The organism is Chondrinema litorale, from assembly GCF_026250525.1.
GTDB lineage: Bacteria > Bacteroidota > Bacteroidia > Cytophagales > Flammeovirgaceae > Chondrinema > Chondrinema litorale.
Window position 1 is genome coordinate 118684 of the sequence record NZ_CP111055.1, and the last position, 16138, is coordinate 134821.

Sequence of the window (16138 nt, forward strand, 5' to 3'; positions counted from 1 at the left end):
ACTCTTGTAGAATCTATTTCATAGCATTGTGTAATTTTAGACACACTGATCTTAGATAGACTAAATTATATATAATTGATTATCAATAGATTAAATCATATATTCTGCTTGGCAAGATATTGTTAAATGTTTTATAAGATGTGACAGAAATGTCTACCTGAAAATTTTACGATTAACGCTTTAGTTTAATGAATATAAAAAATACACTTATTATCTTGTTTATACTCACTGTTAAAATCTTTTCGGCATCAGCCCAAACAGATACAGTAGTTTATAACCTCACGATAAAAGAAGAAACGCTTAATAAGACTGGCAAAGAGGTAAAAGGCATGACGGTAAATGGAACTACGCCGGGGCCAATTCTTAAGTTTACAGAAGGGAATTATGCAGTAATATATGTAAAAAATGAAATGGATGTAGAAACCTCTGTCCACTGGCATGGCTTATTGTTACCCAACTTTTACGATGGAGTTCCATATCTAACTACTCCGCCCATTTTACCCGGAAAAACTCAGAAATATGAGTTTCCACTAATTCAATCAGGAACATATTGGTACCATTCACATACCATGTTGCAAGAGCAAAGTGGTGTTTACGGTGCCATTGTAATTGAGCCAAAAGAAGCAACGAATTTAGAATATGATAAAGAATTAGTGATGGTGCTGTCTGACTGGACAAATCAAAAACCGAAGAATGTATTAAGAAACTTGAAGCGCGGGAATGAGTGGTATAATGTAAAAAAAGGAACAGCCACACCATTAAATCAGGTAATTGCTCGTGGTGCTTTTGGAGCACAGTTAAACTTCTGGAAACAGCGAATGGAAAGTGCAGACATAGCTGATATTTATTATCCGGCATTTTTGGTAAATGGCAAACAAGTTCAAGAATATCCACAGTTTAAGCCCGAAGAAAAGGTTAGGCTGCGAATAATAAATGGTTCTGCTTCTTCGCAATTTTGGATGACTTTCGGAGGAGAAGCTCCACTTTTGGTTTCTGCTGATGGATTAGATGTAGTGCCAGTTAAGCGAAACAAAACATTTATAGGGATAGCAGAAACTTACGATTTCATTGTAACCATTCCTGAAAAAGGAAAGGTAGAGTTTAGAGCGATGGCGCAAGATGGCTCAGGATATTCTACTGCTTATTTAGGTGAGGGAGATGTTTTATCTGCACAAGAATTAGATAGGCCAGATAAAATTAAAATGATGCAGCAAATGGCTAAGATGGATATGCGTATGGGTGCACCAGCCATGAAATTTAAACCTAGTGATGAAGAACCTAAAGAGTTAATGAATAATTGGGGTATGAAAATGAAAGGTGACATGAAGATGGAAGGGATGGGTAATGCTAAGATGAAGCAAGGTGAAATGGACGATATGAACATGGAAAAGGGGAAAATGAATCAAACCCAAATGGAAAAAGAAGATGGAATGAAAATGTCGTCTTCTGATAAAAAAATGGGAGGGATGAATATGTTCGCAGAATACAATTACGATTACCTAGAATCTCCAAATAATACTGAAATTAATGATGAGAAACCAGCTAGAGATATATTACTGAATCTCACTGGTAACATGTGGCGATACATTTGGAGTATGAATGGAGTGCCATTGTCTGAAGCTGACAAGATTAAAATTTCTCAAGGAGAAAAAGTGCGAATCACTTTTAATAACCTCACCATGATGCATCATCCTATGCACTTGCATGGTCATTTCTTTAGAGTGATCAACAAGTATGGAGAACGCTCTCCATTAAAGCATACAGTAAATGTTCCGCCAATGCAAAAAACTGTAATTGAGTTTGATGCCAGCGAAACAGGCGATTGGTTTTTACATTGCCACGTGCTATACCATATGATGGGTGGTATGGCAAGAGCTGTAAGTTATGGTACTGAGCGTGATCCAAGAATGGCAAAATATCCTGCTAAAAAATTATTTAAAGAAGCTAACCAATATTACAATTGGGGAGAGGCAGATGTGGCTTCACACATGACTGAAATTAATCTAGTTTCTTCTAACATCAGAAATCAATTTAACTTAAGTGCAGAAATCGGATACAATCAAGCTATTGAGGGGGAATTAACTTATGAGCGATACTTGTATGACTACTTTAGGGTGTTTGCTGGGGTGAATGTAGAAAACGAAGACGAAATAAATTTGGATGATCTTTCTGTAACTGCCATTGCTGGTATTCGATTTTTTACACCATACATGTTTAATCTAGATGTGAGAATAGATAATAAACTTAGACCCGGTATACAGTTAAGCAGGGAGTTTATGATTTTCCCAAGAACAATCCTGTTTGGTGAGTATGAATACCAAGCCGATTTTGGTTGGGTAGATCCGCTAACAAGTACAGAAGGTAATGAGTCTGTAAATTACCAAGGTGAAACTACTTGGTCTGCTGGTCTGGAATATATGCTATCGAGAAACTTTTCATTAATGGCGAGTTACGATAATAGATTTGGAGCAGGAGGTGGGCTTTCTATATTGTTTTAGATACTATCTATGAGTTAGCAATCATCGATTTAATAAATAAAATGAATTTGTTGTAAAATCAGTAAAAATTAAAATGAGATAACAATGGAAAATAAGATGTATAAAAAGTTTGGATTAATGATGTTTACATCTTTTGTAGTGATGTATTTATTAATGTACATAAACATTACCGAATGGGCTCATTGGTCAATTGCTACAACAAGAATTTATATGTCAATTTGCATGATATCGGTTATGGCAATCGTAATGTTGTTATTTATGCTAAGTATGTATGAAAACAAAATAATAAATGCAATCATATTAGTAGGTGCTACGGCTGCATTCATTATTTCCTTTACGATGCTTAGAAACCAAACCGCTGTTTCAGATATAGCTTGGATGAGGGGGATGATTCCACACCATTCTTCAGCCATTATGACCAGTGAAAATGCTCACTTAAAAGACCCTGAAGCGCAAAAACTGGCTAACGAAATTATAGAAGCGCAAAAACGTGAAATTGCAGAAATGAAAAAAATGATCAATCGCCTAGAGCAAAATAAGTGAGTTTTTTGATTAGCTTATGATATATTCTGGTTTTACTTAACATAATTATATGATTTTTAAACAACTGAGCAAGTTGTTTAAACTCAAATATTATTTTTTGTATTTGGGTTATAGAGCTGGAGGGATTTGAATAAATACAAGCTATATGACTGATAATCAAACTTTTACTAAAAATGAGATGAAAATTAGTCAAACAATCGAGAAGCAAAATAGCCTAAAAGTGGTATTTTAAATCAGGTGAATGTAAAATTATGTATAGTGTTATATGGGATTTTCAAGTAAATATTACCCTTTTGTATCTATAGCGGATTTGTAATTAGACCCAAATAGCAGGCTGTATTCTTCCTGTAAAAGCCTTTATGGATACCAACAAAGACGGACAAAAAGATGTGTTAAACTCCAGAAATGTATTTAATAAACTGAAGATAACACGATACAAATTTCAATACCTGATTTATAAGCCTGGTAAACTAAAGTAAACCTCAGACAAATAAATCAGCTACTACATTTTAAGCTGAATTTGCAATTGTTCGTTGTATGCAAGTGTGTCGTAGATTTCGCCAAGGAGTTTAAACACCTTACAAGATTAAAAAAGCAATAAATTGATGGGAGATTTTATAAGTTATCGTTTAACTATACTGAAATAAATAAACTGAAACTATAAAAAAAGGCACAATTATTTTTCAACTAAATATTTAGTTGTATATTTAAACTAATCTTTTAGTTGAAAAGTTAGTAATTAATGAAATGAAAAAATTGCTTTATTTAATTTGTGTATGTTTCAGTTGTAATTTATTTTCTCAAACTCTTTCAGTTGAACAGGTAAAATCAGATATTGATTCCATAGTAGAGATATTATCAAATGTTCATGCAACATTTAATGATTCACCTAACAAACCCATGAATTAGAACTAATCCTGATTATAATAAAAACACCAGCATACAACACGCGGTATAGTTAATAAGGTGTTCAGTGGTTTTCGTTGCGTAGTAATCCGCTCTAATTTTTATTTTAACTTGATAGGTGAAAAGCCCGCACTCCCTTACACCATACCGCCACCGTTCTATGCCATCACTAAACAAACAATTATGAAGATAAAAATTCTAGTCTTAGTTATCGTATCAATGGCCTCATTGAGAAGTTATGGGCAAGGTTTTGAGAATATGATTGACAAATTGCTCAATGAGAAGTACCCTGCTACTGGCCCAGGAGCAACAGCACTAGTGGCAAAGGAAGGTGAAATTGTGTATCATAAAGCTTTTGGGATGGCAAATTTGGAATTGGATGTCCCCATGCAAACCGATATGGTTTTTCAAATAGCATCTATATCCAAGCAGTTTACGGCTGTCTCTATTTTAATGCTGATAGAACAAGGGAAACTTAATTTAGATGATGATATCACTAAATATATTGAAGACTATCCCACCGGTGGAAAGTATATAAGTATTAAGCATTTATTGACTCATACCTCCGGGATTTCCCGATCCATAACACAAAAACCATGGGATTCAAATATTCGGAAACATGATTTTGATATACCGTCATGGATCGACTATTTCAAAAACGAGCCAAAAACTTTTAGCCCTGGTGAGGCTTTTCAATACAATAACTTTGGCTACATCTTACTTAGTCAAATTATAGAAATAGTATCTGGCATAAGTTATGGTGATTACGTTGAAAAGAATATATTTCAACCTTTAGGAATGCACAACTCTAGACAAGCAAATGATTCTGATATTATTAAAAATCGAGCTTATGGATATGAAAAATATGACGATTATGTAAATAAGCAATATACGAGTCTGTCTTGGTCAATCGGAGCTGGATCATTAATGTCCACAGTAGAAGATTTATATATCTGGAATAGAGCCCTGGCTAATAACTTACTGATTAGTAATGAATCATTGGATTTGGCATTCACCAACCACCAATTGAAAAATGGCGATGAGATTAATTATGGTTTTGGCTGGTTTATTAACGAAATCAATGGAAGTCCGACAGTGGAACATGCAGGTGGCGATCATGGATTTCGAACAGATGCGATATATCTTCCTAAAGAAGATGTTTTCGTTGCAATTTTCTCAAATTGTAGTTGCGGAGAACCTCGACCTATATCTACCAAAATTGCTGCTTTGACTATCAACAAACCATTTGAAGAACCTACTGTGGTCGCTACAGATGTTGAAGACATCTACAAGTGGGTTGGTAAGTACACCTTTAAAGACCGTAGCACACGTAATGTAATTTTAAAGGATGCAAAATTGTATTGGGTTCTGCCAAATGGCACAGAGATAATGATGGCTGCTATTGACAATAACCATTTTGTACTTGAAAACGGCATGACTCAAATTGAATTCAAGCTAGTGGCTGATACCTTGGTCGATGTTTCTGTGAAGAATAGAATAAGCGTAAAAACAGCCTCCAAACCATATACCACAAGAAGGGAAATAAAATTACCAAAAAAGACTATGACTAAATTTGTAGGGAGGTATAAGCTTTCCCAGGAATTTGATCTTACAATAGCATGGGATAACGGTAAACTTACGGCTACTGGTACTGATCAAGACCCTGCTAACCTTTTCCCTGAATCACCTACAAGGTTTTTCTTCAAATCCATCGATGCACACATAGATTTCATTCTAGATGGCCAGGGCAAAAGCACAGCCTTGGAAATAACTCAAAATGGTGTTACCTATTCAGGTAACAAGGTGAATTAAAACGGCATAGAACAAATGATATAGCACATACCTTTACTGAGCTATTTGAAACTGAAATACAATACCGATACTTTAGTAATGTTACCGATCTCTTTAGCATAGTTGAGAACTTTTAACTTACGACGAATGTCTGAGTGGGCTTTTGCTGTCATAAAATCAAGATTTGAGTTGAGCAATATTCAAAATTAATATCGTAAACCTTAGTCTTGATTTTCATATTTTAATCTTACTAAAATAACAAAGTACTAAGATTATCAGAGAAAACTTAGATATATATTTCATCATCTGATTAAGCTGTCTTTTGATACTTAGTACTTCGTATTACTGTTTTTTTACTTAAAAGTAAGTTTAGCTAACTTACCTCCTTTTAATGTTTGTCCCGCAAAGAGAATGACTTCGTTTTCTGAAATCTGTTCAGTCAAATCTGGAATCGCAAATAGATTTATTTCTTGATAAGCGAACAATATTTCTTTATGTTGAACACCATCACTTCCTAACTCAACAATGCTAGTAATTGCCATTTTGTTTGGCTTAAAAGCCTTGATGTTTTCTAGATTTGGATTAAGAATATTTTCTTTCTCGTCATTAAAGATAAAATATATTTTGTCTTTAATGACAATAGTTTCATAAGAAATTATATACTCGTCATCACTGTAAGCTAATTGTTTTTTATCAATTTTAGTAGACCATTCGACTTCTCCAGAAGGAGAGATATTTATAGATAAAATATTGTAACAAGCTACTCTAGATGATGAATTAGATGATAATGAACATTTATATTCACTGATTAGTACAATACCACCATCTTCTCTTAGGATAACTTGATCTAAGCTGTAATTAGTTAATCCTTTTTCCTTAATTTTTTCGATCTTATTCATCTTCTTACCATATGAATAAGCATTATCTAATAAGAATTCATCACTAAATTGATTAGTAGTACTACTTACTATTTTATTGCTTTGTGTATCAAATCTAAAATAAAAGCTACCAATAATACCATTTAAATCATTCTCTGAATAAAACCCACTACAAATTACTTCATTTTGTTTTTCTGTTATAGTTAATTCAATATCAGTGATAAACTTGTCCTCTAAATCAATTATAAAAGTGTCAAACTTATTTGCTAATTCAGAGAGGCATAACAATCGATATTTAAAATTAGGAAGACCATCTACTTCATTTTTATGTTTTTCTTTATACTCTTTCCCAAGTAGATATACTTTACCGTCGTTATTAACTTTAACTTTTCTAATACTGAATAATTCATTTTCAAAAGGTATTTCATATGTATTACTCCAAAGCATATTAAACCCTGCTTCGTAGACTTGTACCCCAACAATTTCATTGTCACTTTTATTTTCAGTGGTTTGCTTAAAGTATACTAAAAGCTTAGTCTTATCTCTAGAAATTATATAATCGTAAGCACCTTCTCCATTATCATTATAAAGATTTGCTTTATTACCATTAAATGCTACCATGTTGACACTTGCAGCAAGTCGTTTTTTTTCTTGCTCAACATTTAACGTTTTTTTATTGATCTTTTGAACAAATAACTCTTTTTTTCTAATGTCCTTATTATTAAAAGTAGACATTAGGTATAATTCATCACCAAATTGAAAAACAGATTCAAGCTCATATCCCTTATCCAGTTCAATTTTTTTCGAGCTTGTTAGTTTCATATCATTGTCATAATGTTGAAGTAAATAAGAGAATTTAACACCTCCAGCAGCAAGTGTAATTATTCCCATTTCAACTGCAGGTTGTAAAAACTTAACATATATTCCAGTTTCATCATGTCCGACTACATCACCCAATGGTGTTTTCTTTAATTTACTTTTTTCGAGATTGCTCCATTTAATATCTATTTTATCCCTGAATTTTGCTTTAGGGACAATTGATGTAAAAAAAATTAAGACAATAATAGAGATAAAAATTTTTTTCATAGCGTAAAAATAATTCAATGTTAATCTCCGTAAAGTTATTCTTACAAAGAGACCTTCATTGGAAAATATGCTAAATATTAGTTAATGTACTCATGTAATTAATGAAGGGGTATTTCAATGAGATAAATACTTCATCTCTCTATTTATAATGATATTATTTTTCTAAAATTTAAAATAGTATAGTTGATTCATTTATAAATTAGAATAACTATTTCATAAATTCCCCAATTAGTAGACTTTTTACCAAATGGTAATTTAGAACTTATTCTATGATTTAACTTTGCGCAATGGAAGATTTTATTGAATATATTTTACAATTCGGCAATCTAAATAAACAGCAAATTGACTTGATAAAAAGGAAAGCGAAAGAAATAGAAATCAATAAAGACGATTATCTATCGGAAGCAGGAAAAATACCAAGACAAGTTGGATTTCTTCTTGAAGGAATTTTTCGATTTTGTTACTATAACAATAGAGGTGAAGAAATTACAAATTATTTAATTGATGAGAACCATTTTGTTACAGATTATCAAAATTTTGCTGCAAATATGGCAGCTTCTGAATATGTACAAGCTGTTACCAATTGCAAGTTGCTTGTGTTTTCCAAGAAAGATTGGGATGAGCTTTTAAACACTATTATCGGTTGGGATAAGGTTGTATCTAAAATAGTAGAAAAATGTTTGGTACAAAAAATTGAAGCAAGAAGTCCATTAGTTTCAGAAGATGCGACTACAAGGTATTTATCATTTCTTGAAAAATTTCCGACTTTTGTTAATCGTGTACCTCTGTCTTATATTGCTTCCTACTTAGGTATTACCCAACAATCATTAAGTAGAATAAGAAAAAACATTCGCTAAAATTGCATTTTACCAAATGGTAAATGATTTCATTTTTTATTAGGCAAAATTTGTAGTACACAAATTAAATTAAAAGAAAAATGAAGTCAGCATTTATAACAGGAGCTAATAAAGGAATTGGTTTAGCTACAGCTAAGCAACTTTTGCAAAAAGGGTTTTATGTTTATATCGGAAGCAGAAACTTGGAAAATGGTTTACAAGTTATTGAAAAGCTTAAAGCACAAGATTATTCAAATGTAGAAGCCATTCAGATTGATGTAACTGATAATAATTCAGTAAAAAACGCAAGGGTAGAACTTGGCAAGAGAATAGGAAATTTAGATGTTTTAATAAATAATGCAGGTATTAGTGGAGTAAAGTTTGACCAGAATGGCAATTACATTCCACAAACTTGGACAGCTACAGAAGCAACCATAGACACATTTAAAGAAGTATATGATACAAATGTTTATGGAGTGGTTAGAGTAACACAAGCCTTTTTGGATTTATTAAAAAAATCGGCTGAACCTAGAATTGTAATGGTCAGTTCAACAGTTGGTTCGCTTACACTTCAAAGTGATCCGAATTGGCAGGCATATTCATATGGAAAATTTGCTGTATATGGCTCATCAAAATCGGCTTTGAATATGTATACGGTACATTTGGCTTATGAACTTCGCGATACACCATTTAAAGTAAATATGGTAGATCCTGGTTATACCAAAACTGATTTTACAAATTACAATGGTGGTGAAGTTGAAGAAGCAGGAAAACGAATTGCAAAATATGCTTTGATTGATGAGAATAGTGTAACAGGGAGGTTTTTTAGCGAAGAAACCAATCCTGAGACAGGTGAAATTGGTTGGTAATGAAAATACCAAATAGCTAATTTATATTTATTAATAGCAAAAAGGAATCAACTTAAATTCGATCCTTTTTTGCTATTGTTTTCTATTAGTAATTGATGAAATAATAAATTATTTAAAAAAAAATACCAGATAGTCTAAATAGGATTCGAAGCAGTTTTCAAATCTTGTTGGAAATGAAATAGATTGATAATGAGTATTATATTTTAGTAAAACAATAGCTAAATATTTACCTTAATTAACATAATGTAAATTATGGATATTTTTTAAATAGTTGATTATCAGTGTATTAACCCATTGTACTCACCCAAATTATTCGAAACGCTAAAGGAAAATCTGGTGGAACAAGAATAAATACATATGTACTTGTAACAGAAGAAACCGTCTTTTTACTATTCATCTACGATAAATTTGACAAAGAAAGTATCTCAGATAAAGAGCTAGCAGAACTGCTTGATGATATAGATATGTAGCATTTTGATGCCAATACCAACTTACGCATAACAAACCCCCCAACATCTTTATAAACATTGGGGGCTAGTATATTTTAAACCAAGAATGAATGAAACATTATAACTCATATTTGGTGTGCAGCTAGAGGCTACACACCAGTGGGAGATGTTTTAACCTTTCATTTTTGATAGCCAGATCTCTTTCGCTTTTTTAAAGTTTTCCTTGTCAATTTTATTCTTTTTGACAACAACAGAAGGAGTCTCAACTCCAAATATTGTATCCAAGTCTAGCTGCATCAACTTTATATACTTAGGGTCTATATGGTATAAGTTGATTTCCATGAACTCGATACGTTTATCGGGTCTGTTCTTTACATAGGCTACAAATATTTGGTTATAATAATATGCTACTTCAATTGTTTGGATAGTACGATTAGAAGGTTTCAGATAAAGTCGTTTGACCAATGCATTTTCCCAAAGTTCAAATTGGTGAGGTAAATCCTTAGACCTATATGTAAAATAAGACCCTGCCCAGCCGCCAGATGTGAAGAAGGCATGAGAAAAAGTTACATTACTCAATGTTACTAAGTCCCAAATCATGTATTTTGCCTCATCTCCCAACCCTATAGCATTATTCTTTTCTAATAACTGGATATAGCCTTTCAATACATTAATCCTATCTGAAGGTGCCGCACTAAGATAGTCGCACAAAAGTTTCCTTTCTTTTTTGAAAGTATTGGGTCTCCTATCCAAATATGTACTATCGCCAACAGGCAATATCTGCGCATAAAGTTTGGGTTGAACCATGTACAATACTAAAACGACCAATATCTTACTACATCTATACATTTAATATTTTCTTATTAATAGTGTGTTATTTTCCCTCGACTGTATTGTAATAATCATACGTCTTTTGGTGGTTTTAAATGTTCCTCCAAACCTAAAAGTTTTTGTTCTTGGATTCTTTCTATCTTCTGTATTGTCCCTCTGAAAATCCCTAGTGGTATTTGCTTTTTCTGTAGCAGTACGATGGGCTGGTTTAAAATCTCCTCCATTTTGAAACATTTCAGCTTGTTCTACAGTTTCGTGAACAAGTAAAGATCTTGCAGGTGTAATGTCTTTGATTCTTGCATCAGTAATACCTCTTCTAATATCATCAAGATCTAAGTGACCATTTTCTGAACCAAATAATATTCCAGAAGCATTTGTGGTTTTTCCATCATTCTCTATATTTTCAGAATTTGAATCTATCAAAGTCTGATTGACTTGGATATCAGAGTTTCCGGCTATGTCGTTTAACAGATTGAAAGCATTCTCTTCACCATTTGATGAAAAATCTTGGGCTTCACCTGTCTCTTTATTTATACTTCTACTAAAGCTCACTTTACCTGATTCCCTATCAACTGTAGCTGATACTCTACCACCAAACGCATCGGAAATTAATTTCTCATAGGCTTTAAACAGATCTTCTCGTCTATCTTCGTCATCTTCGCCCACACCTAAGGTTATGTCCCTTCCATCAGGATCTATATAGATTATGGGATTATTAGCCACATAATTATATGGGGTCAAAGAGTAATAATTTTCACTATGAGGATCAATTTGGTTAAACCTGCCTAGTTGAACATCCATTGAGCGAGCCTCGTAATCATACCAATTGAGTCCAAACTCTTCTTGTTTTTCTTTTCCGTTGTATTGGAACTTATGGTCTGGGATGCCTTGTTTTTCTATTCCGGCCATGTTTAATCCGAAAGGATAGTAATGGTTTTCTTTTACTATAAAACTAGAATCGTAATTCACACTTATATATCAATCCAATTTCATCTGTAGAACTTGCTAATACTTTAATCAAGTATACAAACAAACTACTAATCCATATATTTTGAATTACATGAAAATTTATTTCTCATCAAAAAACTAAATACTATCAATAAATTGTATTGCACATATAATTAAAAACTGTATTGCATATAATTTATTTTATATCTAAATTTATGTCATTATAGATATTATTTGATTGTTAAAATATAGCTTATTTGACTTTGTATATGAATACTTTAGGTAAAAGAATACAAGATAAAAGAAAGCAATTAGGCTTATCTCAAACAGAGTTAGCAAAGAAAATAGAAATTTCTTATGCTCAACTAAGTAGGTATGAAAATAAAGGAACGCAACCTCCGGCAGAAATATTAAACCGTTTTGCAATTGTACTTAATACTACTGTAGATTATCTAATTAACGGGGAGAAGTTTGAAAAAGCCAGAGCTACTTTAAAAGATTCTGAGCTTTTAAGACAATTTCATGATCTTGAGCAATTAGATGAAGAGGATAAAAATGTAGTAAAAAAACTTATTGATGCATTTATAACTAAAAAGAAATTACAGCAACTAACTCAGTATAAATGATTGTTATACTATTTGATTGATTTGAAATTATCAAAATTATATCACTATGGATACCATCACATTAAAATTTAAAAAGGCAGAAAAATTAAAATATTTTCTAGAACTCATCAAAGATCTTGACTACATTGAAATCACATCTCAAGAAACGCTAAAAGATGAAGAGGAAAAAGAAGAGCAAGGAGATTTTATGGATATTGCAGGAATGTGGAAAGATAAAGATGTCTCTTTAGATGGTATAAGAGAAAAAGCTTGGCCTGACAAGAAATGATACTTTGCGACACGAATATTTTAATAGAAATTTCTAAGGGTAACTCCCAAATAATTCATGAGGTACAGCAAATAGGTATACAAAATATAGCTATTAGTGCTGTAACTGCTGCTGAGTTCATGTATGGAGCGCTTAATAAGCAAGAAATGGCAAAAATTAAGAAAGCACTCAGACAAATACATATTATCCAGATGAATGAAAAGATATCTGCAAAAATGATAGAATTGGTAGAAAGTTATGCCCTCAGTCATACATTGGCCGTACCAGATGCTATAATAGCTGCAACAGCTATTATAGAAGACACTCCTCTATACACACTTAATTTGAAAGATTTTAGATTTATTCCAGAGCTTGAGCTATATCAACCATAGTTTATAATTTACATTTTTTTCCAATTCAGCTACATTTTGCAATTACCAAATCTTCAAAAAAACCTACTTCGAAAATCAATAACTCTTGCAACCTCACTTCCATAAAATTTGGTTTAAGCCTAAACAGTAGATAAGTTTTACAGTGATGAAAAATAGTAAAATTTCCTTTGGCAGAATAGGTTAAAAATTAAAGGCCACGATTTGGCCTTTGATTCTACCAGAAAGTGATTCTTCTCCCCTACTCTAGCTTAGCCAAAGAAGTGGAATAGTTAACATATATGGGGGTTATGGGCTAATATATCTAATGCCAAAATAGCCTTACACTAAATTGTAAGGTAATGAATTTTTTTAATTACTTCGAAGGTTTAACCATGAATCATAGAGATTTTAATGATAACTATATATTATAGACTCCCCCATTAATATCAAGTGTTGCACCAGTGATAAAGCCATCATATTCAGCTGCAAGGAATAAAACAGCACGTGCTACATCATCTGGATTGCCTGCACGTTGGATTGGAATACTAGCTATAGTTGTATCTGCAGATTTTTTTGTTGTATGTTTATTGTGAAATGAAGTACCAAGAATTAAGCCTGGAGCAACAGCATTTACTCTTGTGCCAAGAGGTCCTAATTCGGTAGCTAATGCTCTTGTTAGTGTGAGTATAGCCCCTTTACTAGTTGAATAAGCTAAAGACCCTGGGTGACCACCTTTACGTCCAGCAAGTGATGCTAAATTAACAATACTACTACTATTATTTTTTGTTAGATGAGGAGATGCAGCTCTAATAACAAACATCATTGATGTGAGATTGACATCCATTACTTCTTTCCAGAACTCAACATCAATTTCATTTAAACTTTTACGTCTAACAAGTGAGCCAGCATTATTAATTAGAATATCTATACCGCCTAAAGTATTTACTGTTTTTTCTATCAAAAAATTAGCATCAACTTCATTTGTTAAGTCAGCTTTTATTGCAACAGCCTTTAATCCTTTGCCTATTGCATGTTCTACTAATTGATTTGCAGTATCAGCACTAGAATAATAGTGAATAGCAATATTAGCTCTACTTTCAATAAAATGCTTAGTAATTGATTCTCCAATTCCTTGAGCACCAGCAGTAATGAGGATGTTTTTATCTTTTAATCTATTATTATAATTCATATTGTTTCTATATCTATAGTGTAAATAGTAGTTGCGATATTCAAATAAGTTTACAGATAATTAGTCCAATATATCATTAGTTTTTTCTAAAGTCATCTATTTTTAGGCCATTATCAAATCTGATTTCAGACCATCTTGCTATTATCCAAGGATCATCTGTCACTTCTGCATTCCAATTGGATTTCTTATATCTTCGATTAAAAGGAATTAACATTCCATCAATTTTTTTGTATTGCATTTCCATTAGAAATGGTGCATCAATGACACCCTTATCCACAATCGTAAATAAAAATTGATCAATCAGAGAAGTATTCTTATTTATATAGAGTTGATAAATATCTGTAGGTTTGTCATCTATTTTTTTAAAAGACACTTTTACAACATAATAATCATTCCCATTAAAGTTATCTTCTCCTAAGTATTCATAGTTTAATCCAGAATCTAGCAATTTTTGCATCATGGTAAACCAATAAAAATTTGTAGCTCTATTGAAAGCTGTTATTTCCAAAAGTGTATGATCATTTATAACATGCCCAGTATGTTTAAGCCAAAATTCTTTTCCATCATATCCTTGTTCAATAGGACCTGTTAAATCTGAGAGAACTTTATCATGTTGATAATAGAATCCATAAGATAATTCACCATTAAAAAGATATTTCTCCATAGATATATTTTTCTTTCCATCTGGTGTCATATATGTATATGTGTAAGTAACATCATTTTTTTTCAATAAATCGCTGTAACTTCCTACCTTTCTAACCATTTGGTAAATCAACTCATGACCTTTATTCTGAAAAGAAATATTGGTATCTTCTTCGTGAGTTTTCGTATTTGAAATCTGGTTACAACCCAGTGAGAAAAAGATGAAACCTATTAATATTATAATAGTTTTTAAATTCATATTAAGCTTAACTTTTGATTAGTTAATAAGTACATGAAGATTTATGAAATAAAAGAAGACAACTAAATTAATTAGCCTATATAAAGGTTTCAAATATATTCAAGTACATATTTTTCATTATCAAGTTAATTTTGTTTTGATGTAATATTTCTTTCTCAGCCAAAAAGCTACCCGAACTAATAAAATCAATGCGGGAACTTCTACCAATGGGCCAATCACACCTGTAAATGCCTCACCTGAATTGAGGCCGAACACGGCAATGGCTACTGCGATTGCTAATTCGAAATTATTTCCTGCTGCTGTAAAGGCTACTGCTGCGTTTTTATCGTATTCTGCACCCATCGCTTTGCTTACAAAAAATCCAATCAAGAACATGACAGCAAAGTAAATCAATAGTGGAATGGCTATTCTCACTACATCCATTGGGATTTGTACAATCAATTCGCCCTTCAACGAGAACATTACAACGATTGTGAATAGCAATGCAATTAAGGTCAAGGGTGAAATGGTTGGGATGAATTTGGTTTTGTACCAATCTTCTCCTTTTGCTTTCACCAGAATGATTCTGCTCAGTAGTCCCGCTAAAAATGGAATACCTAAATATATGGCAACACTTTCTGCAATGGTGGCAATGGATATTTCTACAATCGCAGCTTCAAAGCCGAAGTAAGGCGGAAGTACCGTTATAAATATCCATGCGTAGAAACTATATGCAAATACCTGAAAGATGCTATTGAGGGCAACTAACCCTGCACCGTACTCACTACTTCCTTCCGCTAAATCATTCCAAACCAATACCATTGCAATACATCTGGCTAAGCCGATAAGTATTAATCCAACCATATACTCAGGATAGTCCTGCAAAAAGATTAGTGCCAAAACAAACATCAATACTGGGCCAATGATCCAATTGAGCAAAAGTGAAATAGACAACACTTTTACATTCCGAAAAACCTGTGGCAACAGTTTATAATTGACCTTGGCTAAGGGTGGGTACATCATCAGAATTAAGCCAATAGCAATTGGAATATTGGTACTTCCACTACTGAAAGTATTGATTATAGCAGGTGTTGAAGGGAATAAATAACCAATACCTACCCCTAATGCCATCGCAAGAAATATCCAAAGGGTTAGGTATTGATCAAGAAAATTTAACTTTTTCAAATCGG

14 protein-coding genes are annotated in these 16138 nt (G+C 32.5%); 8 read left to right on the forward strand and 6 right to left on the reverse strand.

What is annotated here, in order from left to right; all coding sequences use genetic code 11:
• Positions 1–188: 188 nt before the first annotated feature.
• The 3 genes from OQ292_RS34285 to OQ292_RS34295 all read left to right on the forward strand — a co-directional run bounded on the left by OQ292_RS34285 (position 189) and on the right by OQ292_RS34295 (position 5759).
• Entirely contained in the window at positions 189–2498 is a 2310-nt protein-coding gene (locus tag OQ292_RS34285; RefSeq protein ID WP_284688649.1) for a multicopper oxidase domain-containing protein, read from the forward strand.
• 84 nt (positions 2499–2582) lie between these two features.
• Positions 2583–3041 (forward strand): DUF305 domain-containing protein, encoded by a 459-nt coding sequence (locus OQ292_RS34290; protein ID WP_284688650.1) that lies wholly within the window; start codon positions 2583–2585, stop codon positions 3039–3041.
• A gap of 1089 nt (positions 3042–4130) precedes the next feature.
• On the forward strand, positions 4131–5759 hold the full coding sequence (locus tag OQ292_RS34295) for a serine hydrolase (RefSeq protein ID WP_284686559.1): 1629 nt from the start codon (positions 4131–4133) through the stop codon (positions 5757–5759).
• A 332-nt stretch (positions 5760–6091) separates the two neighbouring features.
• On the opposite strand, the gene OQ292_RS34300 is transcribed toward OQ292_RS34295, so the two are convergent.
• Complete coding sequence (locus tag OQ292_RS34300; RefSeq protein WP_284688651.1) at positions 6092–7702, reverse strand: hypothetical protein; 1611 nt, start codon at positions 7700–7702, stop codon at positions 6092–6094.
• A gap of 287 nt (positions 7703–7989) precedes the next feature.
• On the opposite strand from OQ292_RS34300, the gene OQ292_RS34305 reads away from it, so the two are divergent.
• Together OQ292_RS34305 and OQ292_RS34310 are read left to right on the forward strand one after the other, a co-directional pair.
• Positions 7990–8559 carry a Crp/Fnr family transcriptional regulator gene (locus OQ292_RS34305; protein ID WP_284688276.1) on the forward strand — a complete coding sequence of 190 codons (570 nt, stop codon included), beginning with the start codon at positions 7990–7992 and terminating at the stop codon, positions 8557–8559.
• A gap of 80 nt (positions 8560–8639) precedes the next feature.
• Complete coding sequence (locus OQ292_RS34310; RefSeq protein WP_284688652.1) at positions 8640–9407, forward strand: SDR family oxidoreductase; 768 nt, start codon at positions 8640–8642, stop codon at positions 9405–9407.
• Between the two features lie 620 nt (positions 9408–10027).
• On the opposite strand, the gene OQ292_RS34315 is transcribed toward OQ292_RS34310, so the two are convergent.
• The gene (locus OQ292_RS34315) at positions 10028–10663 is read right to left on the reverse strand and encodes a hypothetical protein (RefSeq protein ID WP_284688653.1); all 636 of its coding nucleotides are present in this window, start codon (positions 10661–10663) and stop codon (positions 10028–10030) included.
• A 42-nt stretch (positions 10664–10705) separates the two neighbouring features.
• Positions 10706–11656, reverse strand: coding sequence for an RHS repeat-associated core domain-containing protein (locus OQ292_RS34320; RefSeq protein ID WP_284688654.1), 951 nt, complete (start codon positions 11654–11656; stop codon positions 10706–10708).
• Positions 11657–11904: 248 nt separating this feature from the next.
• Here OQ292_RS34320 and OQ292_RS34325 point away from each other — a divergent pair, with 248 nt between their 5' ends.
• The 3 genes from OQ292_RS34325 to OQ292_RS34335 are packed head-to-tail and all read left to right on the forward strand — an operon-like array spanning position 11905 to position 12900.
• Positions 11905–12261, forward strand: coding sequence for a helix-turn-helix domain-containing protein (locus OQ292_RS34325; protein WP_284688655.1), 357 nt, complete (start codon positions 11905–11907; stop codon positions 12259–12261).
• A gap of 46 nt (positions 12262–12307) precedes the next feature.
• Positions 12308–12529: a hypothetical protein gene (locus OQ292_RS34330; RefSeq protein ID WP_284688656.1), complete on the forward strand. Its 222-nt coding sequence runs from the start codon at positions 12308–12310 to the stop codon at positions 12527–12529.
• Complete coding sequence (locus OQ292_RS34335) at positions 12526–12900, forward strand: type II toxin-antitoxin system VapC family toxin (protein WP_284688657.1); 375 nt, start codon at positions 12526–12528, stop codon at positions 12898–12900. Before OQ292_RS34330 ends, OQ292_RS34335 begins: the two co-directional genes overlap by 4 nt.
• A 397-nt stretch (positions 12901–13297) precedes the next feature.
• Here the strand turns inward: OQ292_RS34335 and OQ292_RS34340 are convergent, their stop codons facing one another.
• The 3 genes from OQ292_RS34340 to arsB form a co-directional block, all read right to left on the reverse strand.
• On the reverse strand, positions 13298–14068 hold the full coding sequence (locus OQ292_RS34340) for an SDR family NAD(P)-dependent oxidoreductase (protein WP_284688658.1): 771 nt from the start codon (positions 14066–14068) through the stop codon (positions 13298–13300).
• 76 nt (positions 14069–14144) lie between these two features.
• Positions 14145–14969 (reverse strand): DUF6503 family protein, encoded by an 825-nt coding sequence (locus tag OQ292_RS34345; RefSeq protein WP_284688659.1) that lies wholly within the window; start codon positions 14967–14969, stop codon positions 14145–14147.
• A gap of 120 nt (positions 14970–15089) precedes the next feature.
• Positions 15090–16133, reverse strand: coding sequence for an ACR3 family arsenite efflux transporter (gene arsB / locus OQ292_RS34350; protein ID WP_431733802.1), 1044 nt, complete (start codon positions 16131–16133; stop codon positions 15090–15092).
• Positions 16134–16138: the final 5 nt, after the last annotated feature.